Raw genomic sequence first — 24,583 nt, forward strand, 5'->3', positions numbered from 1 at the left:
CATGATTCCCAGTGTGACTTGCTGAGTGGGGCCGACCGTACTGTATCCGGCAGAACTCTTTATCGTTTTAACATACGCTAAATAATCTTCATCCTTTACCTAAAAGATACAGTACGCAATAAACATCCATATATTCAATCAGATATAATGAAGTATACTTGTATTACAGTAAAAAGTTGAAGGATCAAACATGAGCAACGATGAAATGGAAGCAACACTGCTGGAAAATGGCTTCACGCCTAAAGACATTGCTCATATGCAAAAGCTCATCAGACGTAGGGTAAAAGAAGGGGATACTGAGACAACATTACTTTCGTTAGTACCTATTTTAAAGCATCGCTTTTATAACGTATTTTCGATAGTTTCGCTGATAATAGCTGTGTGTATTCTAAACATTTATTTTAAACACCCAATAAGCGCAGCATCTTTTATCAGTAATGTCATTGTGACCCTCGTGGGCCTGTGTTGTACATATCATATTGGCGCTTTATCCCTGAGTTACAAATCTTATCGCTATTGTAAGAAAAAACAGGGCTAACAAGCCCTTTTATCGCTAAGTCTCCGCGTTATTTCCACCAGATTCTCTGGGATCGCCGCACAGTTGATCGCGATGTAGGGCTTATCCGCTCGGTCAGAGCACTGGTGCAACAAGCGCGCCACCACATCCTTGCCAACACCGGTTTCGCCCAGTATCAATACCGAGAGGCGATGATGCGCCGCCTGATAGATCTGCGTATGCAGTGTCTTGGTGGCAGCAGACTGGCCGATCAGTGTCGCTTCAACCTGTTTTTCGCGATCGCGACGATGCACGTCTTCGTTTTTTATTTGGCGTAGCGAATCGCGCAGCGCCGTCTGTTCACGCTGGGTAATGGCTAACTGACGTAGCAGCAGCATCAGTTGACGGCAGAACACGTGCCCAAGGCGCACCCCCTCGCCACTGTGATGCAGCCCGAGCAGGCGTTTGGAGGAATCCAGCAGTGCTAACACCGCCAGCGGCTTGCCATTTTCAGCCAACAGCGGCAGCGCATGCAGCCCGCAGGCCGGACCAACACGGCACAGCATCTGACGAAAATCGTGATGATCGATGCGTGCGCCACCGTACAGTGAATCCCAGGTGCGCACCTGATTTTTGTGCAATACATAGGCCAATGGGCGGCTGAAATCATCCACCGCCAGTTGCAACGATACAGGTACATCGAGGACGCGTCCGTAGCACGTCAGTTGACGACCGCTGACATTCAACATGCCTAGCAGCACGCCATGTGGTTGCCAGACGCGCTGAATGGTCTCCAGCAGCCAATCACGCAACGCCACTTCGTCTCGGGGTTGCGTGAGTGCCAGCACCAGATCGAGGGCCCGCTGCATACTCATCCCTACACCTCAGACTGGAACTGGTCATCTTTCACGTGAAAATGCACCCGACGAACCGACTCACCCGCTGAAAGGCGTTGTAGCAGTTACAATGAAACCGGGGGTAGCAACGCACCATCGATCACCGATTCCAGCATCCGCGCACCGTTTTCACTGCGGTTTGTCAGCCGCAGGATCGCTTCTGGCACCGCCTCGTCAATCACGGTTTCAGCACCAAAACGCTGTTGCAGCAGCGACACCAAGCGCGCCAGCTTGCCGTGAACGATGTCGACCATCGTGGCGTGATCCAACGGCAGGTAGGGAATGGCCTCCATGCGCGCTAACAGCGCTGGCTTGAAAAATGCCGCCAGTTCGGGATAGGGCGCATCCAGCAGATCATTCGAGCGTGCATCCTGCACATCCAGCGATGCATGGGCAGCATAGTTAACAATGGTTTGGTAACCGAGGTTAGAGGTAAGGAAAAACACCACGTTACGGCAGTCGATAACCCGCCCTTCACCATCGGCCAATTCACCTTTATCAAACGCCTGATAGAACAGGTTAAGCACATCCGGATGGGCCTTTTCCACTTCGTCCAGCAGTACCACGGAGTAAGGTTTCTGACGAATGGCCTCCGTCAACACACCGCCTTCACCAAACCCCACATAGCCAGGCGGTGAGCCAATCAGACGCGACACCGTGTGTTTTTCCTGATATTCCTACATGTTGATGGTGGTCAGATAATTGCGTCCGCCGAACAGCAGATCGGCAATCTGTAACACCGTTTCCGTTTTCCCGACGCCACTCGGCCCAACCAGCAGGAAAGCGCCCAACGGCCGGCCGGGACGACGCAGATCGGCTCGCGCCGTCAACAGATGTTTGTGCAGGTGCGCGATGGCTAAGCTCTGACCTTTGATGGTTTCGCCCAAGAACTCAGGAAGGCGAGTTACCACCTCCATTTCCCCTTGTGAAATCCGGTTGAGCGGCACCCCGGTCCACTCGGCGATCACGGCGGCAATCTGGGTTTTATCCACGTGGGGTGACACCAATACAGACGCCTGCTGGAGTGCTTCTAATTCACGCTCGCAGGCCGCCAGTTCATCGGCCATCGCCTCGATATCATCCGGTGATTCAACGTCGGATTGCTCAACATCGAGTTGTGTCGCCTCAGGACGCTCATCGGCCAGCAGTGCACTGCGCAATGCGATAATGCGCTGTACGTAATGCTTTTGCTGCTGCCAGTCAGCCTCCCGTTGCGCTAGATCTGCGACACAGGTTTCGCACTCGGCACGCAATGTCGCCAGTCGTTCAACGGTATCACCCAGCCCAATGCGACGTTGGCGTTCCTGTTGTGCAATTTCCATCTCCTGCTGATGCAGGCGCATCTGTAACTGGCTGACAGCGCGTGGTGGCGTGGTGGCGTGGTGGCGTGGTGGCGTGGTGGCGTGGTGGCGTGGTGGCGTGGTGGCGTGGTGAGGTTGATGGCAACACGCGCGCAGGCGGTGTCCAGCATATCAATAGCTTTATCCGGCAGTTGACGACCAGAGATATAGCGCGGAGAGATGTGCCGCCGCATGCAGCGCATTCTCATCAATGAGTACGCCATGTGCTTTTTCATAAATGGCACGCAACCCACGCAGGATAACGGCACTTTCGTCCGCACTCGGTTCCCCCACGTTGACCCGTTGGAAACGGCGCGACAGCGCGGCATCTTTCTCAACGTATTTTTTGTATTCGCTCCAGGTGGTCGCGGCAATGGTACGCAACTCCCCCCGAGCCAGCGCCGGTTTCAGCAAAGTTGGAAACATCCAACCCGCCAGCCTGATTGCCAACACCAATCAGGGTATGCGCTTCATCAATAAACAGAATGATGGGCCGAGGCGAGTCTTTGACCTCCTGCATCACCCCTTTGAAACGCTTCTCAAATTCACCTTTTACCGATGCGCCAGCCTGCATTGCCCCGAGATCCAGCGTCAGCAGTTCCACGTCGCGCAACCGTTCCGGTACAAACCCGGCAACGATGCGCAAGGCCAATCCCTCAATCAACGCACTTTTACCCATCCCCGCCTCCCCAACCACCATCGGGTTGTTTTTACGGCGGCGAGACAGGATATCGATCATCACATCGATTTCACGATCGCGACACAACACCGGATCGAACTGCCCTTGACGCACAGCCTCTGTCACATTCTGGGTATAGCGGCCAAGTTGAGTGCTCACCGCGGCTGCTTGCTCTGTCGTGGTACTCGCATTTACCGCTACCGGGGTTTCAGATGACGCTTTCACCCATTCGTCAAACTGCTGGCGCAGCAGTTCACGGTTGATGTGTGCCAGCGGACGCGCTGCGGCTGTCGACAGATAGCGGTTTGGCATCATCAGCAGCACCAATAGCAGCACGCCGCTGCGCAGATGGCTGTGCTGGAACTCGGCCGATGCCAGCAGCCAGCTATCTTGCAACCACTCTACCAACAGCGGTGAGAACGAGGGATAACCCGCTGCCACAAAATCGCTGTCTGCAACGGTTGGCCGAAGCTGAGCGCTAAGGGCCCGCACATCCACGTCGGCGCGTTTGCAAATCTGGCGCACATCGCACAGCGGGGTATCCAGCATGTTCATCAACAGGTGCTCGATGCGGATTTCCGCGCCCTGATGCCGTATGCAGAGCGCCGCCGCTTGTTCCAGCATATGGCGACACACAGGGTTGAGACGTTCAACCAGCGTAGTCAGTTCGATTCGAATCACGATCCAGCTCCTGTTACTGTAATAATTCACCCAGTTGACGTAGCACGTCCTGGGTTTGATGAATCAGCGGGTAGTAGTAAGCCACAAACGCCGCCAGCACGACACACAGGCCGAGAAACAGGACGCTGAGAGACACCTGTTTGCGTAGGCGATAGCGCGATGCCTGCTGTCCGAGATTCTGGTGAAATACCGTAGGAACGGCGGCAGGTTCCGGATGTAACGCGTCGTACAGTTTTTGCACCACACGATCCAGTTCCTCACGACCTTGCACCATCACCCGGTAGCGCCCTTCAAACCCCAGACACAGGCACAGATAGATAAATTCAAGAATGTCGCGATAGCGCGCCGGGTCCTCCTGAAGGCGATCCAGCAGCACGAACACTTTTTCGCCACCCCAGGTTTCATTGTGAAAACGCGTCAGCAGCGAATGGGCGGACCAGATACTCTGTGCCCCCCATTCTCGCGCCATCACGGCCTCATCGATAACAGTGCACAGAATGTAGCGAAACGACAGGATCACACCGTTTTCATAGCCATGGGCATGCAACTCTTGCTCAATGGCCTGAATTTCGGACACCACCCGCTTATAGAGGTCTGGCACGTCTTCGTAAGCCACAAGTTGACGCACACTCTCCACCATCCCCAACAGCGGCGTCATCGCATCGATCATCGGGTTGATACCCTGGCCGGGCAGACTGAACCAGTAATCAGAGTCGCTATCCAGTTGCCGGGCATGGTCATACAGCAGGTCGCCCAGTTGATCGTTTTTAATCACGTCGATGCTCATCGTTTCCCTCAGTTAACCCTGACCACGGATGACCCACAGCTGCATATCCAGCTCCGGGAATTCGCCCGCAACATGGAACGCCAGGGTGTTGCCGGACACCAGCACCTGCCAGGAAGGGCTTTGTCTGTCCAATTGGAAATAGCTGCAGCCGGCGTGATACGGCAGTTGGCGTGGTGCAACCGGTAACGGCAGCAGCGGCACGCCCGGTAATTGCAGACTGATCAGTTCGCGGATCTTCTCGCTGGAGGCAATCTTGGTCTGTTGCAACAGTTGCTTGCGCAGGTGCTCCTGCGGCATCCGTGCCTTGACCGACAGCACAAACTCGGCGCTGGACAACGGCTCAGCATCACCCACCACCGCTACCATGACCCCATAGGGCTGCTTGATGAGCTGGACAGATACAGCACGCGGCGACAACACAGTGCTCAGCGCCTGACGCAGCGCCAACATTATCGGTTCGAATCTGCTCTGTGGGTGTTCGTGGCGATAGGCAGGAAACTCCGGCGGCAGTCGAGACTCGTCGGTAAAGGTCATCAATTCGCCACACAGCGCTACCAGCACTTCATGCAACCGTTCAGGATGCAACGTGCCGAGGCGCGCCAGATGGGACAACCGGGGCTGCGCACGGTTAAGCAGTTGCAGCATCATGAATTCCGCCACATCGGCGACGCCTTGTTGCCCCGGCGCGGCGATGCGTTGTGCCAGACTGCGCGCACGCTCGGCAACCAACCCAGCGGATTCCCCCAAAAAGCGTTTTAGGGCAGGGATAGCCGTGATGCTCACGCTGCACGGCATAAAGTTTGGATCGAGCACCAGCCCGCCATCGTGGCGTTTATCGAGAATAGTGGCGATGGCCAACTAGGCGTAGGCGCTGCGATCGTCGCGCTCCAGCATAAGACGCAGGCTGACCTTGCCCACTTCGAGCGATACCACATCGCCACCCTCGCTGTGCAGATCGTGCACGTCGTGGCGATGCGCCTGCAAGAGGCTGGCAACCCCCTGCCCCGGCTGTCCGACTTCGCTGACACCGCTTACCGCCAGCGGCAAGGCGAGATAGACCTTCTGATTGGCCAGTGCTACGTCGGTGATCTCCAGCGGCGGTGGCAGCACATCGTCACCGGGAATATTGAACACGGTGCCATTTGGCATCACACCGCTGGCGTTAACCAGCACAATACGGCCAAAGTTGAGATACTCTTTGTTAATCGCCAGCGTTTGCAGGCCATAAAAATAGTCGCTGAGCGCGCTAAGACGCGCGTGCAAGGTGTAGTTGCTATGCCGTAGCTGCTGTTGAAAATGCTGCGGTTTGATGAACAGCCCTTCCCGCCAAATAACGCGATTTCGACTCGACATGGTTATTCTTCTTCCTGGTCTTTTTTGATGTCGACTTCATCCCGGCGCAGGTGCACCAGAACCTGATAACTGCGGCCGGTGTTTTTCAGTTTGATCACCTTGCGCCACTCCGCACTCTCCGGATCAGCATAGCGCGCGATGACACCGATGTAATGCACCTTGGCATCCAACGCTTCGGGCGGCAGATACTTAAACTGCCCCGGCAGCAGGGTGTAGTCCTGATGACTGACATAGTTTTTGGTCAGTGCCTTTTCGATATCCTCCGTTATCTGGTCGTAGTCGGCGGCCAGCAAGCGAGAATCCTCAGCCAGTAACACCAGTTGGAATTTGATAGGCGCGGCATCACCGCTCTCGTTGGGGTTTACGTCTGGCTCTGCCAGCAGGCTAAACCCCACCGTGGAAGGGCTGATGATCGTTACTGCCCACCTGAATATCTGGATTGGCAGCAACTTTCGCCATCTTGCCGAGGGTGGCACAGCCTGGTAGCAACGCCAACAGGCTGATAAAACAGAACACTCTCCACATCATTGCTGCGCCTGCTGTTGACGCACCGCGCGGTCTACGCCCAGGCGTAGACCTGCTGAAACAGCTTCTGAAAACCCTGCTGGCGCACAGAGATCAGTTCACGGTAGTAGTGCTGGTATATTCCCCATGCCCAACCGTCATCCACCATATCCAGCTCGCAGCTACGGCGATAATGGGCAAAACGGTCGAGCAAGGCGGCTGGAGAGAACGCCTGCAGGATGGTTTCCAGCGCGACGCTAATTGCCTGCTGGTTTGCCGCCTGATGCACCCGGACGTTATTCAGCACTTCAGCCACCGGTGCCGGTGCAGAAAGGTGGACTGAGCTTTTTCCGTCAGCAAACAACAACGGCAAGGTGTCGGCATAGTCCAGCCCCAAACGCAGCGGGTTATCTTCAATCGGGCGCAGATGGGTATCCGCCAATGCGCCTTGCCCACACTACAAGACCAGCAGGCCTTCCACCATGGCTCGCAGACTTTTTCCCATCTCTTCCAGCATCTCTCGCTGTTGTTTTGCATCCTCCAGCGTCAACGTTTGACCCAGACCACGCATCAACGGCGCCAACAGGTGGCTATCCAGTGAACCCGATGCATCGTGGGTCACAAGTGGATTGTTGATATCGGGTAATTCCATAAATTTTTGGTCCATGGTGTCCTCAGCAGCTGAAAAAGCGGTAAGCGCAGTCGATAACACTGCCTCCACATGGTCACCGTGGGCATTCAGCAGGCTCTGATGCTGCTCTTGCTGCAATACCCACAGTGGATCGTTAGTGACGTCATCGCGTAGCGCGTCCGTCTTTGTTTGACGTTTGGTCACGTCCCCGAGCCAGCCATCAAGCCCACTCGCGGTATCCTGCCCCAGCAGTTGGTCGATATTTTGTTCCTGCATCAGGTCGTTCAGGTACACACCAAGACTAAATGGGCCAATAACCAGTTCATCGCCATGTGACGACAGCACGTTGCGCCCACGACCAATCGGCGACAGCGAGGCATTGATAAAGGACTGCCCGCTCAGATCGCACAGGCTGAAATGGCCATCGCACATCTCAATTCGAGCATGTTCCGGCAGCACGGCACCCAGCCTGTCGCGCAGTTGCCAATGGTCCTTTTCTGACGCCCCCAGCGTGCCGCCGTTGTAGTCAAACTGGTGCTGCACCTGAGAATTGATATCCAGCTGTTCGCTATTGAGAACAACCAGAGTGAGTGAATGACTAACGGTCACATTGACTCCTGAACGCGATGTACACGTGAACACACGATTTACTCTTGAACGCAGATCGTTACGTAAGGCTCTAACGGAGGCTGCCCAAGGAAACTGCTCCAGCCTAAAATACCGCTCTGCTCACTGCCCAACCTCAACCCTTGAGCTTCATCCTCGGCAAAGCCAAGGCGTAAATCCCACGCCAACTGATCGCGCAGAATAAAAGAGACGAAGCGCACCAGCGGCTGGAAGTGCTCGCCGTTGGGCAAGAAGCTGAAGAATCGGCCAAAACTCAGACTGCCAATCTTCAGCAGGAACTTACCCACGCAGTCATTGACGTTGTCGCCAATGACAAAATCGCCCCCCCAGCGCAATGTTGGATTTGCCAAGCCGGTTCTGCTGGCTTTTATGGATCGCCACCCGACGTTTTTGCCAGGCCAGCACCTCCACGTCCTCGAGGTCAAAACAGTGACTCACCAACCCCGCCACCACTTCCGTCGAACGGCTGGGACTGGCGAGCACCCCGGCATACGAGAGCATCTTGGCGCGGTTCACCGGCAGGCTCTCGCGTACTGCGTCATTCCCCAGCCCAACCAGCGCAAACATCAGTCGTGAAAAGCCATCCTCACCATCGTTCTGAAAACGCACGTGGTAGCGGTATTTACGCCAGGCACGGTGCAGCAACGTGAGCAAACGGTGATGGAAAAAATCGAGAAATAGCCCCAGTTTCTGTTCCCCCTGCGCGTACTCCCAGGCGAGATCGTCCAGGTAGTAGCCCGGCATTGGCGACTGACTGCCGTGCAGGCCCAAAAACGCGACTTCAAGCGCCTGACGTCCGTTCTCATCGCGTTCCACCTGCACGATATCGCCAGGATGAAAGCCGATGGATGCCGTGGAGCGAAAACACAACCGCTCCCGCTCCTGGCGAAAATCTAATGCCCGTTCCAGATCCAAACCTTCCAACTGATTGAGCAGTTCAACCAACTGGTAGAAATTAAAGCGCGATACGTCCTGATAGAACGTCACATCATCGAGTGCTGACCTATCTGCACCGGCCATCGGTCGCGCTCCTTGTTATCGACATTAACCACCTCCAGCAGGTGGAAGGCGTTGACGCTAGCGTACAGTGAGAAAAAGTGTGCCAGCACGGTACTGAACAGATACAGTTCACCTTCGTTACCAAAGGCCGATTGCCGCACCGACAGCACCGATTTCAGACCTAGCACAGGCATCCCCTGTACCAACCGATCAATCGGTGTGGTTTCAATAGTTTCTATCCCTGCCAATCGCTTACGCGATGCTTGTTACGCCTGCTTATCGTGCAGCGCGGGAAAATCGTAAGTGCGCAAAATCTGCACCAGCGCATCGCGGCGCAGTAACGACACATAGTTGAGCGACAGATTAGAGATCAGCGTCCAGTGCAGGCTACCGTCCATCGCCGGACGCAGCGGACGGGTGGGTCGAATCAGGTTGCGAAAGGTGGCGAACGTTGGCGATGTGCCGGTTGGCACACAGATGCTGCCCACAGGCAGTTGCGCGGCGCGAGCGCGGTTCGTGCAGGTCAACGCCACCGAGATCGATTCGTCGAGATTGGTCGCTTAGCGTTCATCCCCGCGCACAAATGACAGTTGGTGTTCGAAACCGTTTCCCTCTACTGACTCTTTCACCCGAATACGGTAGTAAAGCGTCAGCCGCCCTTTGGCACGTTCGATCTGATGCTGGAAACTTTCAAAGGGTTGATAACGCCGTGGCACGCCGCGCGATCGTCCGGCACGACCTTCCACCCACCCTTCGACGCTGTCCACCGAAAAAATCTCAAAGCTGTCAGCATGACGGAAGCTGGCTTTGAGTGGATACTCCGTCTGACGGCCGTTGAGATTAATCGGCTCACTGTCGTGTTGAAACAGGTTAATGGCGGGCACACAGTTGAGCAGAAAAGCGTACGACCGGATTTTCAGCTCGGCAGGCAACGGACGATCGAAACAGAAATGCAGCCGGAACGACGTAAGCATCATCGGCAAATCGGGCCAAAGAGCACCTGACAGTTCAAAGAACTGGAAGCTTTCCGGAAAGCAGAAATATTCCTGCAAAATGCGATAACCGGAGTAGACATTACCGGGGTATGGCAGCAGCGCATCTTCGCGTTCAAAGCCGACCATTTTCAACGCGCTCGCCTCCTGGCGAAAACGCTGTCCCTCTACCTTCAGCTCAATGTGCGAGAGTTTACTGGCAAGCCAGAAATAGAGTTCAGAGGCGGTATAGGTATCGCCACCAAGGTAGAAGCGCAGCTTATCCAATTGCAGCTGTTGTAACGATTGCGGGCCGTGCAGCGCGATATCTACAGTGATGGTGGAGAGGTCGTTGCCGCTTTGTACGTGGATGTGGCGAATGTCTGCCGGGTAGATCCAGGTGTCATGGCAGGTTCGAAAATGGCACACCACGTCGTCCATAGGCAAGCTATCCAGCTCACACCCTCCAGCCACGAAAGCCGGTTGCGCCAGCGCCCCTGGCAGCACCGAAAACTGCATGATGGACATGCTTGGCGCCGGACGCAGATAGTTCGGCCACAGCATACCCAGCAAACCGTGAGTCAATTCCGGAAACTCATCCTCAAGCTTGGCGCGCAGGCTTCCGGTCAGAAAGGCAAACCCTTCCAGCAACCGCTCAACATCCGGGTCCGTGGTCTGCTCGGACAAAAAGCACGTAAGCTCAGGATGTGCCTTGGCGAATTCACGCCCTTGCAAGCGCAAGAAGGTTAACTCATCCCTGAAAAACTGTTCCAATGACATAGCGCCTCAATGACAGAGTCAGACCATTCGGTAATGGCGGTGGTTATCCATCTGAATGTTGAACGACGTGACCTGCTCCAGATCGTCCAGCTTGACGTGAGCGGTCACCAGAAATGACATCTCCAAGGGATTCGACAACGACCCCGAATCCATGACATCCACATGCACAATACGCGGCTCAAAGTGGCAAATGCACTGCCGGATCGCTTCGCAAATTTTGCCGTAAATATCAGCGCCCCCCTGCGTTGCGTCATTGAAATCAATCACGCCCAACTCAGGTGCACTGCGGCAATTGCCCGGACGGGTATTGAGCACGTTGTCCAACTGGCGTTTGATGGACAAAATCAGTGTCTCAAGTTCCGTTTCAGGGGACGCGCGCCGCGTCTCCCCCCGAATGCGATCGAACAGACTTGCCGTACTTCCCCGTTCCCAGGCAGAAAGTGACGGCATCGGTCTTATTCCTTATCCAAACGCCCAACCAGTGACAGCTCAAAGTTAGCGCCCATGTATTTAAAATGGGGGCGCACTGACAGCGAGACCTGATACCAGCCCGGTTCCCCTTCCACATCCAGCACTTTGATCTGCGCGGCACGCAGCGGACGACGGCTACGTACGTCTGCTGGCGGGTTTTCCTGATCCGCTATGTACTGTTTGATCCAGGTATTCAACTCGCGCTCCAGATCCTGGCGTTCTTTCCACGCGCCAATCTGTTCGCGCTGCAACACCTGGATGTAGTGCGCCAGACGGTTGATGATGAACATGTACGGCAGTTGGGTACCCAACTTGTAGTTGGTTTCCGCCTCTTTACCTTCTTTGGTATCGGGGAATACTTTGGGTTTCTGCACCGAGTTGGCGGAGAAGAATGCGGCGTTATCGCTGTCCTTGCGCATGGTCAGCGTGATGAAACCCTCTTCGGCCATCTCATATTCGCGACGGTCAGTGATCAGCACTTCCGTCGGAATTTTTGCCTGCAATTGCCCCATGGCTTCATACACGTGTACGGGCAGGTCCGTAATGGCACCACCGCTTTGCGGGCCGATAATGTTCGGGCACCAGCGGTATTTGGCGAAGCTGTCGGTAATTGCCGTCCCCATCAGATAGGCAGTATTGCCCCACAGATAGTGATCGTGATCGGCACTGATCTCTTCTTTGTAATTGAAGCCATTGATGGGGTTTTCTACCGGATGGTAAGGCAGGCGCGCCAGAAAACGCGGCGCTGTCAATCCCAGGTAGCGGGCATCATCGGACTCACGCAGTGAGCGCCACTTGGTATAGGCAGGGCCTTCGAATACGGATTTCAGATCCTTGATAGTCGGCAGCTCGGTGAAGCTGTCGACGCCGAAAAAGGTCGGCGCGCCGGAAGACACGAACGGTGCATGCGCCATTGCCCCCACGGCACTGACATATTGCAGAAGTTTGATATCGTGTGCGCTTTGCGTCATGGCATAGTCACCGATCACCCCACCGATTGACTGCCCACCGAATTGCCCATAACCACTGGAATATACGTGTTTGTAAAAACCAGATTGGGTAATTTCCGGCGCAAACTCAAAATCATCCAGCAGCTCTTCTTTGGTGGCATGGAGCACCAGCAGCTTGATGTTTTCACGAAAGTCAGTGCGATCGACGAGCAGTTTCAGCGAGCGCCAGGAGGATTCTAGCTCCTGTAGCGGTTTGGCATAGCAGAATAACATCGACCTGCTTGCTCAATGTTTTGTCCAGTTCGACGATCATGCTATCGACCAGCGCTTTGTTTACCGGTTCTGCGGCATTGCCGTTGTCAAGAATATTGGCCACCAGCGCCGCAATTCCCTGTTTGGCGACGTTGTAGCCTTCATCGACCGGCGTAATGCGTGCCTGAGTCATGATTTCATCCAGCAACGAACCGGAGGCACCGACGGCGCTGGCCTGTGTTTGTTCTTCAATGATTGACATCCTTATTTCCCTATCTCGTTAGTAGGCACTGATTATTCGGCAGGTTTCACCAGATCCAACTCTTTCAGCAGTTGTTCTCTGGCTTCATCGCTGGCTAACAGATCCTGTAACCGGTTACGGAAAGCGGGAATATTGCCAAGCGGTCCATTGAGGGCAACGAGTGCTTCACGCAGTTCAAGCAGCTTGCGCAATTCAGGCACCTGCTGAGCAATACGGTCGAGAGAAAAGTCATTCAATGAAGTAATATTCAACTTCACCGACATATCATCTTGAGCATCATCTTCCAGGCGATTCGGAACTTTGAAATTCAATTCCAACTTTGCTTCTTTCATTACCGAGGCGAAATTATTTTTTTCGATCGATACCGTGTCACGCTCCTCAATCGGCGTATCCTCGGTACGGCCTTTCATATTTCCCACGACCATCAGCATCAGCGGCAACTCTATTTCTGCCTGCCGGCCTCCGGTGGCGGGGACATATTTGATATTAATACGCTCTTTTGGTGCGACAGATGCACCGTCAGTTCCTTTTGCCATAAGTCAATACTCGTATAGGGGCGCCATCACCCAAAAAAAGTAAAGCCGAATCCTACCGGATGCTGTCATTAAAAATGAGAGAGCAAATAAGATTTGTCATTCGACCAGCGACATAAAATTTAAAAACAGTGTTAAAAAAATGAAAAAATATTTAAAAACGTTCACGCACGGCAAATCGGAGTAAAGAAATTTACTCACAACCAATAAAAAAACAAATGTTGTCATCCGTTAGGCAATCATACACATAACATAAACCAACGGTCAACGGATCTTAAATAAGACACTTTACACATTGAAACAACAAATAAAAACGAATAAACACAATACATTGATGAATCCCTTTAAGAAAACCGAAAAAATCGAACAAAAAACGTCTGATTTTCATTAGGAATGATACAGGTATATTTATACGCTTTTTATTTTGATAAAAATAAAATAGTTAGCGCGTTAAGTAATTAACTTAGATATTATTCTGATTTTTACGTTTTTCTTTCGGTTAATTAAACACCATTATTCAAGAATAAATCCTTAATATCACGAGTTTGATTTAAGATTATTCTTATCTCTATTTTTTACGTTAAGGCAGAGGATAACAACATCATAAACCATAAAACCTGCGCATCTATACCAACGACAAACCAGCAAAATCCAATGAATCAGGAAACGATAAAAGAGCAATGTAACAAAGCCTTAAACCCACACGCTTTAAGTGGAATTGCCAGATAAAAATGAAGCAGTCCCGCAATACGCTACCTGCTGGCCCACGTACAGAAAAAATATTTTCCAAGGAAAGGGAATGAGAAGATTCTGATAACTAACCATCGGGCAAACTGGAAAAAGTCGCTCCGTTTAATCCATTAATCCGACTTTTTACCTCACGTTAATCGTACTACCCCAATCAAATTTATCAGTGTTAACACCAAGACTGAAGAAAGAGAATACGCCCGAGGTGGGGCCCACTTACCCTCCAGATCTTAACAACAATAAGCAACAACATATGTTTTGCACATAGGTGCAAACAACTCGAAAAACTGTAACATTGCCACGCTATATTCCTGCCTGTCGTCAACAGTCAGGGGTAAATCAGTGTTTTACCAAGCCGAAATCCGCCACCGAAAAACCGCGTGGCCAAAGATACGCCACACGCTGTCTATCGCCAGCCACGAACCTGCCAATTGGCTTGGCGCACTGCTGCTGATGCTGTTTAGCGGGATCATTCTGGCACCGGTGCTTTCCGTTTTGCTGAATGCGGCACGGGTGCAAAGTGGTTATGGAGGCCGCACCGATGCTGCCGAGGGGGCATTCACCGCTTACTACCTGCTGCGCACTGTAGCCTCAAGAATGTCCGACTTGCTGCTGTGGACACCGTTACTGAACACCTTGGCTGTGGCAGCGAGTACCGTCGTAGGTGCATTGGTGGTGGGCATCGCGCTCGCCTGGCTTATTCACCGCACCGATATTGCCGGCCGCAAAGGTTTTGCCACCCTGCTCATTGTGCCGTTTATGCTCCCTTCCTGGACCTTCGCGCTAGCCTGGACCACCTTGTTTAAGAACCATGCGATTGGCGGCCAACCCGGCTGGCTAGAAGTCATGGGGATCCAGACGCCTAACTGGATGGCCTATGGTTATTTTCCCATAGTGGTCATCATGACCTTGCACTACACGCCACTGGTTATCCTGATCGTCGGGAATGCCCTGAGGCGTATCGACAGCCAGATGGAAGAGTACGCCCGTGTTCTGGGTGCCTCACGCAATGTGATTGCATTCAAAATCATTATCCCGCTGGTGCGTCCTGAGCTGCTATCGGCGTCGTTGCTGATTTTTGCCGACTGCATCGGCGAGTTTGCCCTGCCCTATATTCTCGGTCTGCCGGTCCATTTTGATACGTTATCAACCAGCCTGTATCGGGCCATCAGCACCCGGCAGTCCGGTGTGGCAGCGGTTATCGCCACGGTTATTATGCTGATGGGCATGATCACCTTGCTGCTGGACATGAAAATGCTGCGCGAGGCGAAACGCTTTGCCACGGTAGGCGGCAAAGCGTTCATGGAGCGTCGCCGCTCACTCGGGCGTTGGCGTATTTTGGCCGCCGCCGTGCCTCTTACTTTCATTTTGTTAGGGGTTGCCATCCCTCTGCTGACGCTGTTTCTTTCTACGGTGATGCTGCTGCCCGGTCGCTTCACGGCGGATAATTTTACGCTGGCCTACTGGATTGGTCATAACCTAGACACGGTAGCGCTGCATAACGGCATACTGCTGACGCCCGAGTTTTGGCGCACGGTGGGAAATACCTTGCTTATCGTCGGCTCAGCTCCTGTCACCTGTGGCGTACTCGGTCTGCTGGTGGGCTATGCCGTGATGCGCTGCCACTTCCGCTGGATTGCCGCCTGCTTGCGTCAGTTGACGTTTCTGCCCTATCTGGTGCCTGGCATTGCCTTTGCCACGGCGTTTCTCTCTCTTTGCGGTAGCAAGAGGCCCCGTTCCGGCGCTGTATGGCACGCCGCTGATCTTAATTCTGGCGCTGATTGCAGAAAAAATGCCTTATGCCAGCCGTTCTGGCATAAGGCCATGACCCAACTCGGTAAAGAAGCCGAAGAAGCCGCGCAGATTGCCGGCGCCGGTTGGTTGGCGCGCCTGCGCCGCATCGTGATTCCGATTCAAGCGGGCCCGCTGGCGACCGGCATCCTGCTGCCGTTTATCTCCGGCATCAAGGGCGTCAGCCTGTTTGTCATTCTCGCTACACCCGCAACCGACGTGCTGACAACCTATTCCCTGCGTTTGATTGCCTACAACTACCAACAGGCGGCCAACGCCGTGGTACTGATGATTGCGCTGATTTCATGGGCAGGCACGGTGATGATCCAAAAGATCACCGGCACTGGCCTGGCTGACGCGCTGGAGAACTAACATGCCTTCCATCCAGTTGTCTCATCTCACCAAAACCTACGCCAGCAGCAATAGTCCGGCAGTAAACAACCTCAGTCTGACCGTCAACGACGGTGAGTTCATGTGCTTGCTCGGACCGTTAGGCTGCGGCAAAACCACCATTTTGCGCATGATAGCTGGAATTGAGCACGCCAGCGGCGGAGAGATTGTCATCGGCGACAAGGTGGTCGATTCCGTTACACAGGGCATTTATGTCCCGCCCGAGAAACGCGGCATCGGTCTGGTGTTTCAGAGCTATGCGCTCTGGCCCCATATGACGGTCGAACAGAATGTCGATTTTGGACTGCGTTTACAAAAAGTCTCGGCGCAGGCGCATATCGCACGCACTCAGGATGTGCAGGATGTGATGGAAAAATTACGCATCGCAGATTATGCCAAACGCTATCCGGCGCAACTCTCCGGTGGACAGCAGCAACGCGTCGCTCTGGCGCGTATGCTGGCAGTTAACCCTGGCGTGCTGTTGCTTGACGAACCCCTCTCAAACCTGGACGCCACGTTGCGTCTGGAAATGCGAGCCGAATTGCAACGTTTACACGAAACCTTCGGTACCACCATTGTGTTTGTCAGTCACGATCAATGGTAGGCGATGACCATGGCGACAACCATCGCAGTGATGAGTGCCGGGCAGATGCAGCAGGTCGGCACGCCGGATCAAATCTATGCAGCCCCCGCCAGCCGCTTTGTCGCCGAGTTTATTGGCACGCCCAAGCTCAATATGATCCCGTTGCACCCGCCATTGAGCCATTTAGCGCAGCATCTGCACCAGCGTTTTTCCCTACACGACGGCGAGCATACCGAGCTGTGCGGTATCCGACCCGAAGAGATTGTTCTCAGCGCTGACGCAGGCAATAACGGCGTTGCCATGACCATCGATAACATTATGCCCACCGGTGGCAGTTGGATCATTGAGCTGGTCACCGGCAACGATCGTCTGTTCCATTCGACGCAACTGCGTCCACGCTGGCAGCCTCAGCAGCAAGTGTTCTGCCAGTTGCCGTCCCACTCACTGCATTTCTTCAATCGCCATGGGTTTCGCCACGAGATAGCCACCCAGTAACCCCCTTACTTATTATCAGGAGTCACGATGAAGCGCACATTCACTGCACTGTTGGTCACCAGCACTTTGCTAATCAGCCCGTTAACCCATGCTGAAACCGCCTAACTGCAAGCCTTGATCGCCGCCGCACAGCAAGAGCACCCGTTAACCGTTTATGCTTCAACCGGTAAAATCGTGCAGCAGGCCAAAGCCTTTAGCGAAAAGTACGGGCTTAAGGCCACTGGCGTAAAAGCCGATGCGCCGCAGATCATCGAAATTATCAGCCGCGAAGCGCAAGCAAAAAACGTCCGGGCCGATGTCGCTATCGTGGAAGATACGCCGGCGGCAATCACACAGTTGCTCAGTAAAGGCTATGTGCAAAGCTGGGTTCCGGATGACCTGAAAGGCAACGTCGCTGCCCGTTATCAAAACCCGTTAACCGTGGTGCTGGCACCCAACGTGTTTGCTTACAATACCGCGCGTCACACCACCTGCCCCGTCACCAATATCTGGCAGCTCACCCACTCCGATAATGATGCGGCCTCAGCCATTAGCGCACCGGATGGAAACGCCGATTTTGTCGGTCTGGTTTCAACCGCGAAATTCCGTGATAACCAACAAGGGATGAAGTTGGGGTTGTGTAACGGACTTAAACCGTTTATCGGCTGGAATTATCCCAGTCTGGGGGTGATCTCCACCGGCAGCCACAGCCCTAACGCCGCTAAACTGTTTATCCACTATTTGTTGACCGCAGAAGGGATTGGGCCGCAGAGCGTCGATGGCAAAATGTCCACCAACCAGACAGTCTCACTGCCCGCAAACGAAGCGTACGGGATTGAAAAATACCGTTCAGAATTGATGGAATACCTGACAGATACGGCTAAAGAGGACTGGAAAAGCCGTCAGGACTGGCAGGATATCTGGAGCCTTAACTACAAGAAATAAGGTTTGACTCAAACCGTAGCATCGCCCCTTTTCACTTTTAAACAGGCAGATTACGTTGACGAACATCGACATTGAGCAGCGCGAAGCGGCATTAAAACGCATCATTCTGGGCGCTGGTGATACCGCCCTGCGTTATTTTCGTTCGCGCAAAGCGGGGGAATATGAACTCAAGGGCCATCAGGATATCCTGATCGAAGCAGACACTCTGGTAGAAGCCCTGATTTTACGTGAGCTTGGCGCAACCTTTCCCGGCGATCTGATTCTGGGTGAAGAGTCCGCACGCCAACCAGACAACACAGCGAGTTTATGGGTTGTCGACCCGATTGATGGCACCGCCAACTTTGCGCGCGGAATCGCCCATTTCTGCGTGTGCATCGCCTGGGTGTATCGTGGCATTACAGAACTGGGGGCCATCTATAACCCAGTCAGTCAGGAACTCTATCTGGCACGCCGCGGACACTACGCCTTAAAAAAACGACCAACCGCTGCGCTGCACCGCCATTGCGGACACACAGTTGGCCTCTTTTGAACTGGGGTGGTCTGCGCGTCACAGCCAGCGCCGCTATCTGGATGTGATGTCCGCCCTGCTCAATCTGGGGGCCAGTATCCGCCGTGGTGGTTCCGGTGCACTGGCGCTGGCCTGGGTCGCGGAAGGCCGCACTGATGGCTATGTGGAAATCCATACGAACGCCTGGGACTGCCTGGCAGGATTACTGCTGATGCGTGAAGCGGGAGGACAAACCGGTATCATCCCGCAGGATGCCGCCGGCCTGTATAACGGCTTGCCGGTACTGGCAGCAGCACCGGGCGTTGCCGCAGCGTTAGCACGCGCCGCCAGCATTCCGTTGGCAAACGAGGCAGTTACGCCCGCGCCAACGCCGCCATCTACACCAGTATACCCGCGTCCCCCCATCAGCCTGATCAGCGAAAATTTCCCTGGATGGGGCATGGATATCTATATCGGCGGTGCCAGCGGTGTCTGTGATGCCGCGCTGCTGGCCGAACACGATTTCGGCATCGTGATCAATTGCGCGGTGAATCTCGATATCGATTGGGTGACGATCCAGGAAGCGACACCCGATACCCATCTGCTTTCCCACGGTGCCGGGCCGGTTCGCTATTACAAACTCGGGCTGATTGACGGCGAAGGCAATGCGCCGGCGATGCTGCACGCAGGCTATCATTTGATGCGCTCCGCGCTGTTACAGCAAATTCCCGATAAGCCGTCTTATCGCAACCGCAGGCGGGGCAATATTCTGGTCAACTGTCGTGGCGGGCGCAGTCGCTCTGTGGCACTGGTCGCCCTGTTTATGCATCTCGAATGCCCTGAACGTTATCCGACGCTTGGCGATGTCATCGCACTGATTCGAGAGAAACGTCAGCTACACCCAGATGAATGGTTTGAAACGCCGAAGCCGTCGCTGACGCGTCTGGCTGAACATGCCATCCTGCGTGAAAAGGCATTGATTGCAACGGAATGGCACGATGAGTGAGAGCAGTTACAGCAAAAGCAGCGGGTTTGCCAGCGCCGCCTAAGTCGCGCAGTTGGCGAGCGTATCGCGTTCAGCGGTATCGCGCACCTTTACACCCGGCAGCAGCGTCTCAGCAGAGACGCGGCGCAAAGTCCTTGCCGCCGCACAAACGCTTAACTACTACGTCAATCACCTGGCGCGTAGCCTCTCCAAAGAGGCCTGTCGTCCGGTATGTATTCTTGGCGGTAATCTGGCCGCACCTTATCAGGCAAGCCTGCTGGAGCACCTCACCCGCCGTCTGAACCACGCTGGACGCGCGGTGATGGTGATCAACACTGACGACGGTGAAGAGTCTGTCAGGGATGCCCTGCAACAAACCATGAATTATCGTTCAACGGCAACGATTGTGTTGTCAGGAAAACCGCCGGGCGCGCTGATCTAAACCTGCCTGCAAAGCGGACAGCGGGTAATTTTTATTAACCGTATGGGACAGTTTGAGGGGGCGGACAATATCGATATTGACTACCGCTCAACGATGGCCGATGCATTAAACTTGTTGCTCACTGCTGGCTGTCAGCAGATCGCGTTGGTATCGTCATCGGCACGTTCCCCCAGCATGGTAATGCGCGAAACGCGCTTTCTTGATGCGGCGGCCGAACGAGGGATTAACATCACGCTGACCCAACCGGGCAGCGCCAGTTACCTTACTGGCGTTACCGCCACGCGCGAATTGTTAAGCACAGAAACGCCTCCGGAAGGGGTATTTTGCGTCACCGATCTGATTGCCTGCGGTTTTATCGACGCCGCTCGACACGAGTTCGACCTGCAGATTCCGGAAGATATCAGTATCATTGGCTTCGATGATATCGAACAGGCCAGTTGGCTGGGCTATGATTTGACCACCTTCGCTCAGCCTTTGGCTGAGATGGCTGAAGCCGCGTGCCAGTTGGTGATCGCTCCGGCAACGGGAACACCGTCCCGACGCGTGTTCAACGCCCTTCCCGTGCGGCGCAGCACCTTAGGCTAGATTTTCCCGGCTGAGAGGACAGGCAGGGTTACTCGTTCTCCAGCAGTTGCATCAGGGTGGATAGCGCCTCGTTCAACTGCTGGCGCTCTGCCGCAGATAGCCCGGACAGCAGTTGCCGCTCGTTTTAGATATAGGTTTCGACGGCGCGGTCGATCACCGCGCGGCCTTGCGGCGTTAATGCCACCAGCATGCTGCGTGCATCTTCCGTATTGGGCAAACGTGAAATAAACGCACGTTTTTCCAACGCTTTCAGCCGGTGTGTGATGGTACCAGAGGTGATCATCAGGGTGGAAAACAGCTGTGTGGGTGACAGCACAAACGGCGCGCCAGCGCGCCGCAGCGTGGCGAGAATATCAAATCCCCAGCGTACCAGCCCGTGCTCTACGAAGGCCTCGTCAACACGCGGCTCCAGCAGCAACGCACAGCGCTTCAGGCGGCCGATCGGCCCCATCGAGCTGCAATCCAGATCCGGACGTTCACGCTTCCACTGTTCTAAAATTCGATCGACGGCATCCGTCTGAGTTTTTTTGTCATCACCCGCTCATTTATCTTGATATCAAGATAATTATCACTGCATACTTTGCTCACTAATTTAGCTTGAAGCAAAGATAAAATCATGGCCTTTTTGTCACGTTATCCCCTTTTCGATCTGCTGCTCACCGCGCTGGCACCCACAATTTGGGGCACAACCTATATCGTTACCACGCAGTTTCTGCCGCCTGACAGACCCTTTATCGCGGCTCTGCTGCGTGTCCTGCCTGCGGGATGTGCTCTGCTGTTATGGTGTCGTCATTTCCCGTTGCGCAACGAATGGTGGAAGCTGATCGTTACCGGCATCCTCAATATCGGCGCGTTTCAGGCGCTGTTGTTTGTTGCCGCCTACCGTTTACCCGGCGGTTTGGCCGCCGTTATCGGTGCGATACAACCGCTGCTGGTAATGCTGCTGGCCTGGGGAATTGATCGGCAGCGATCCCCGCTAACCGCCGTTCTGGCTGCCTTTACCGGAATTATCGGCATGGCGATGCCGCTGCTTTCACCGCAAACAATCGTTGACACCATCGGGATCGGCGCGGCGTTTCTGGGGGCGGTCAGCATGGCATTAGGCACCTGGCTATCGCGGCGTTGGTCGCTCTCAATGCCAGTGATGGCACTGACCGGATGGCAGTTACTGCTCGGCGGAATGTTTTTATTGCCGGTAGCACTGCTGGTCGATCCGCCGCTACCTGTGCTAACAGCCACGCAGATTGCCGGTTACGTATGGCTGTGTGTGGTAGGCGCTATGCTAGCCTATGCGCTGTGGTTTCGCGGCATTCGCCATCTTTCGCCGGTCGCGGTGTCGGCAATGAGCCTGCTGAGCCCGGTCACGGCCGTGGTGCTGGGGTGGGTATTTCTCGGGCAACGCATTCAGGGAATGGCATTGCCTGGGCTGATTATCGTGATGCTGAGCGTATTGTCGATCCAGTGGGTGCTGATCAAAAACCAAAGATCTGACCCCTGACGTCATAAACCGCGCGTTTGCAGATACAGCGCGGTAGCTGCCACGCGCGAACTCACGTTCAACTTACGCAAGATATTGCGGATATGCACCTTCACGGTCTCTTCCGAAATAAACAGCGCAGAGGCAATCTGCTTGTTGGACAACCCCGATGCCACCTCCTGAAGCACGTCCAGCTCACGCTCGGTGAGTACGGTAAACGGCGAAGGGATCTCTTGCATCGCCATGCGGTTTTGTAAAACCGCTTCCACCTGTTCGCTGAAGGCGTCGCCGTTACGGATCGCCGCCAACAGGCTCTCCGGCGCGCTGTCTTTAAGCAGATACCCATCAGCCCCCGCATCCACCAGCGCGTAAATATCGCCCGGTGAATCCGACACGGTCAGCACGATAATGCGCGCACAGATGCCATCATGCCGCAGCGCGTGCAGCGTATCCAATCCGCTCAACCCTTTCATATTGAGGTCGAGCAAAATAATATCGGGTGAATCACGATTGGCGAGGCTGAGCGCCTCCACACCATTGCTGGCTTCCCCAATCACCTCAAAAATAGCATCGGTTTCCAGTAACTGACGGATACCCAGGCGCATAAGCGGATGATCGTCGACAATCATCACGCGGTAGCTCAATGTTTCTGACATTACTCACTCCCAAAGGACATACCCGTCATACTTCACGTTGCAGATGCGTTGGCTGCGCTCACTCACCCAAATCACTTACCTAAGTAAGCGCATCGGGATGGATGAACCTCATCCCTGAAGTTCACCTTTCGGGTCAACGCAAACGCTGTGCAAATTTGTTGTCATTCACTTGCCTCCTTCCTGCAACGCGAATTATTTAGGGCAGAGATCTTATTCTTCTTTATCATTGATATCGTTGGTACTGCTGTGTGCGGTCGCTGGTGCTGAAAAACATACGCTGACCCGCGTTCCCCCCTCAGGATGGGAACCAATAGAGAGCGTGCCGCCCAAACGCCCGGCGCATTCATGCATAATGTTCAGGCCGTAGTGCCCCGCGGGCTCTTCGTGACTGCCAATACCGCGTCCATCATCACGAATGTCAACACAGTGACCACCATCGGGCTGAGTGCGACAACTGACCACGATGGCCGTTGCCTGAGCATGCTTGATGGCATTCAACACCGCTTCACGGATGATCTGCAACAAATGCACCTGCTGCGCAGCATCCAGCGCCTGAGTCGGAATGCGGCAATCGATCTGGATATTAGCGCTGGTTTGTGCACGCAACGGTTCAATCATCTCTTGTAATGCAGCCGGTAAATCCGCCTGCTGCAACGTCAAACGAAACGTCACCAACAGCTCACGCAGTTGACGATAAGCATCTCTCAACGCCTGCTCAAAATCTGTGATGATGTGCCGGGCCTGCACATTTTCTTCCGATACCGCACGCTTGAGCAGCGTCAGTTGGATATTCAAATAGGAAAGCACCTGCGCCAACGAGTCATGCAGCTCTCGGGCAATCGTGGCGCGCACTTCCATCAGCAACAGCTGTTGGTAGTGCTTCTGTGCCTGATTAAAATAGAGGCCGCGCCCCAGCATGTTGGCGACGCTCTCCATAAGTTGCGTCGATGGCTGCTGCGTGGAGGCCTGCCAGCGCAGTTGCCCAAACTCGACGTCTTGCAAACGGATAGGCAATGCCTGCCACGTCGCCCCCGCATTCTCCTTCCCTTCGCTCAGCCGCCAGTTCTCACCGACACACATTTCCAGACAGCCAACCGTTTCATAGCGGTGGGCGATCTGCAATATGCTCTGGAAACAGTGCCGGTCGATAGTGCTGACATTCAGCGCCTGCGAGCAGTTATACAGCACCTTCAACATGCGGTTCGCTTCTTGCAGGCGCAGCGTTTTCTGCCGAACTTTCTCCTCGAGCGAGCGATAGAGCTTGTGCAATTCATCCGTCATGCGGGTGAACGTTTGCGCCAGCAGCCCCAATCATTGATGTCGCCACCACTATCTTCATTTTGCGCTCGGAATAGTGCTGCAATGCGAGTACAAAATGGTCAATCTGGGTGACATAGCGGACAATATTCTGTTGATACCAATCAAGATCTCCCGCGTCCATCATCGTCCAGTTCACCAACAGCGTGGTATATTGCTCGTGCACCTCTCGCGGCACGTACCAGCGTGCCAGCAGATGAAACACCGGCGAATCCAGCGTTTGCGCATAAAACTGGCGATGCTGGGTTAATTCGGTGCGATCGCCCTGCAAGTCATAGCCCATGCGATAGCTCTGCATACGCATATAGCCTGCGATGTTGATCGCTTCGGCATCGCGCAGGCCGATCGCCAAGGTCAACAACGCGATACCGGTTGTCAGGAATGACAGCAAGGCGATGTAAAAGAAAGCGCGAGCAAGGCTGGTAGAGACAGGACGTTTGACCATCACGACGATTAATCCCCTTTCACATCACATAAATCACCCAGAGAGCA

The 24,583-nt window shown here is 54.3% G+C and carries 14 protein-coding genes and 10 pseudogenes; 10 read left to right on the top strand and 14 right to left on the bottom strand.

The features are described from left to right. Window positions 1-190: 190 nt before the first annotated feature. Window positions 191-538 carry a hypothetical protein gene (locus JZM30_RS17380; RefSeq protein ID WP_252320203.1) on the top strand — a complete coding sequence of 116 codons (348 nt, stop codon included), beginning with the start codon at window positions 191-193 and terminating at the stop codon, window positions 536-538. Between the two features lie 32 nt (window positions 539-570). Here the strand turns inward: JZM30_RS17380 and JZM30_RS17385 are convergent. The 11 genes and pseudogenes from JZM30_RS17385 to tssB form a co-directional block, all read right to left on the bottom strand. Next, a pseudogene (locus JZM30_RS17385) lies at window positions 571-1,365 on the bottom strand (sigma 54-interacting transcriptional regulator); the annotation flags it as partial. 8 nt (window positions 1,366-1,373) lie between these two features. Then, window positions 1,374-4,092, bottom strand: a pseudogene (gene tssH, locus JZM30_RS17390) (type VI secretion system ATPase TssH). Between the two features lie 13 nt (window positions 4,093-4,105). Next, window positions 4,106-4,879, bottom strand: a complete 774-nt coding sequence (gene icmH / locus JZM30_RS17395) for a type IVB secretion system protein IcmH/DotU (RefSeq protein ID WP_252320205.1) — start codon at window positions 4,877-4,879, stop codon at window positions 4,106-4,108. A 12-nt stretch (window positions 4,880-4,891) separates the two neighbouring features. Then, a pseudogene (gene tssK / locus JZM30_RS17400) lies at window positions 4,892-6,232 on the bottom strand (type VI secretion system baseplate subunit TssK). Between the two features lie 2 nt (window positions 6,233-6,234). Then, window positions 6,235-6,760 (bottom strand): annotated as a pseudogene (gene tssJ / locus JZM30_RS17405) (type VI secretion system lipoprotein TssJ). Next, window positions 6,757-7,976, bottom strand: a pseudogene (tagH, locus tag JZM30_RS17415) (type VI secretion system-associated FHA domain protein TagH). Before tagH ends, tssJ begins: the two co-directional pseudogenes overlap by 4 nt. Before the next feature lie 38 nt (window positions 7,977-8,014). Then, window positions 8,015-9,014: pseudogene (gene tssG / locus JZM30_RS17420) on the bottom strand (type VI secretion system baseplate subunit TssG). Continuing rightward, window positions 8,978-10,744: pseudogene (tssF, locus tag JZM30_RS17425) on the bottom strand (type VI secretion system baseplate subunit TssF). The pseudogenes tssG and tssF overlap by 37 nt, the downstream one beginning before the upstream one ends. 18 nt (window positions 10,745-10,762) lie before the next feature. After that, window positions 10,763-11,194 carry a type VI secretion system baseplate subunit TssE gene (gene tssE, locus JZM30_RS17430; protein WP_252320211.1) on the bottom strand — a complete coding sequence of 144 codons (432 nt, stop codon included), beginning with the start codon at window positions 11,192-11,194 and terminating at the stop codon, window positions 10,763-10,765. A 5-nt stretch (window positions 11,195-11,199) separates the two neighbouring features. After that, a pseudogene (gene tssC / locus JZM30_RS17435) lies at window positions 11,200-12,679 on the bottom strand (type VI secretion system contractile sheath large subunit). 32 nt (window positions 12,680-12,711) lie between these two features. Further along, on the bottom strand, window positions 12,712-13,215 hold the full coding sequence (tssB, locus tag JZM30_RS17440; protein ID WP_252320213.1) for a type VI secretion system contractile sheath small subunit: 504 nt from the start codon (window positions 13,213-13,215) through the stop codon (window positions 12,712-12,714). A gap of 1,086 nt (window positions 13,216-14,301) precedes the next feature. On the opposite strand from tssB, the gene JZM30_RS17445 reads away from it, so the two are divergent. The 8 genes from JZM30_RS17445 to JZM30_RS17480 all read left to right on the top strand — a co-directional run bounded on the left by JZM30_RS17445 (window position 14,302) and on the right by JZM30_RS17480 (window position 20,641). After that, on the top strand, window positions 14,302-16,122 hold the full coding sequence (locus tag JZM30_RS17445; RefSeq protein WP_252320215.1) for an ABC transporter permease: 1,821 nt from the start codon (window positions 14,302-14,304) through the stop codon (window positions 16,120-16,122). Between the two features lies 1 nt (window position 16,123). Next, window positions 16,124-16,744, top strand: coding sequence for an ABC transporter ATP-binding protein (locus JZM30_RS17450; RefSeq protein ID WP_252320217.1), 621 nt, complete (start codon window positions 16,124-16,126; stop codon window positions 16,742-16,744). A 9-nt stretch (window positions 16,745-16,753) separates the two neighbouring features. Further along, window positions 16,754-17,218, top strand: coding sequence for a TOBE domain-containing protein (locus tag JZM30_RS17455; protein WP_252320219.1), 465 nt, complete (start codon window positions 16,754-16,756; stop codon window positions 17,216-17,218). Window positions 17,219-17,332: 114 nt separating this feature from the next. After that, the gene (locus JZM30_RS17460) at window positions 17,333-18,142 is read left to right on the top strand and encodes a substrate-binding domain-containing protein (RefSeq protein WP_252320220.1); all 810 of its coding nucleotides are present in this window, start codon (window positions 17,333-17,335) and stop codon (window positions 18,140-18,142) included. Window positions 18,143-18,197: 55 nt separating this feature from the next. Beyond that, the gene (locus JZM30_RS17465) at window positions 18,198-18,671 is read left to right on the top strand and encodes an inositol monophosphatase family protein (protein WP_252320222.1); all 474 of its coding nucleotides are present in this window, start codon (window positions 18,198-18,200) and stop codon (window positions 18,669-18,671) included. Then, on the top strand, window positions 18,658-19,635 hold the full coding sequence (locus JZM30_RS17470) for an inositol monophosphatase family protein (RefSeq protein ID WP_252320224.1): 978 nt from the start codon (window positions 18,658-18,660) through the stop codon (window positions 19,633-19,635). Before JZM30_RS17465 ends, JZM30_RS17470 begins: the two co-directional genes overlap by 14 nt. Before the next feature lie 52 nt (window positions 19,636-19,687). Next, complete coding sequence (locus tag JZM30_RS17475) at window positions 19,688-20,056, top strand: LacI family DNA-binding transcriptional regulator (protein ID WP_252320226.1); 369 nt, start codon at window positions 19,688-19,690, stop codon at window positions 20,054-20,056. 42 nt (window positions 20,057-20,098) lie between these two features. After that, the gene (locus tag JZM30_RS17480) at window positions 20,099-20,641 is read left to right on the top strand and encodes a substrate-binding domain-containing protein (RefSeq protein ID WP_252320228.1); all 543 of its coding nucleotides are present in this window, start codon (window positions 20,099-20,101) and stop codon (window positions 20,639-20,641) included. 28 nt (window positions 20,642-20,669) lie between these two features. On the opposite strand, the pseudogene JZM30_RS17485 reads toward JZM30_RS17480, so the two are convergent. Then, window positions 20,670-21,140 (bottom strand): annotated as a pseudogene (locus tag JZM30_RS17485) (MarR family winged helix-turn-helix transcriptional regulator). Window positions 21,141-21,257: 117 nt separating this feature from the next. On the opposite strand from JZM30_RS17485, the gene JZM30_RS17490 reads away from it, so the two are divergent. Further along, window positions 21,258-22,139, top strand: coding sequence for an EamA family transporter (locus JZM30_RS17490; RefSeq protein WP_252320230.1), 882 nt, complete (start codon window positions 21,258-21,260; stop codon window positions 22,137-22,139). A 2-nt stretch (window positions 22,140-22,141) separates the two neighbouring features. Here JZM30_RS17490 and narP read toward each other — a convergent pair whose 3' ends face one another. Together narP and JZM30_RS17500 are read right to left on the bottom strand one after the other, a co-directional pair. After that, window positions 22,142-22,774 (bottom strand): nitrate/nitrite response regulator protein NarP, encoded by a 633-nt coding sequence (gene narP, locus JZM30_RS17495; RefSeq protein WP_252320232.1) that lies wholly within the window; start codon window positions 22,772-22,774, stop codon window positions 22,142-22,144. A gap of 210 nt (window positions 22,775-22,984) precedes the next feature. Further along, window positions 22,985-24,539 (bottom strand): annotated as a pseudogene (locus JZM30_RS17500) (nitrate/nitrite sensor histidine kinase). Window positions 24,540-24,583: the final 44 nt, after the last annotated feature.

Source organism: Candidatus Symbiopectobacterium endolongispinus, assembly GCF_018777385.1.
Taxonomy (GTDB): domain Bacteria; phylum Pseudomonadota; class Gammaproteobacteria; order Enterobacterales; family Enterobacteriaceae; genus Symbiopectobacterium; species Symbiopectobacterium endolongispinus.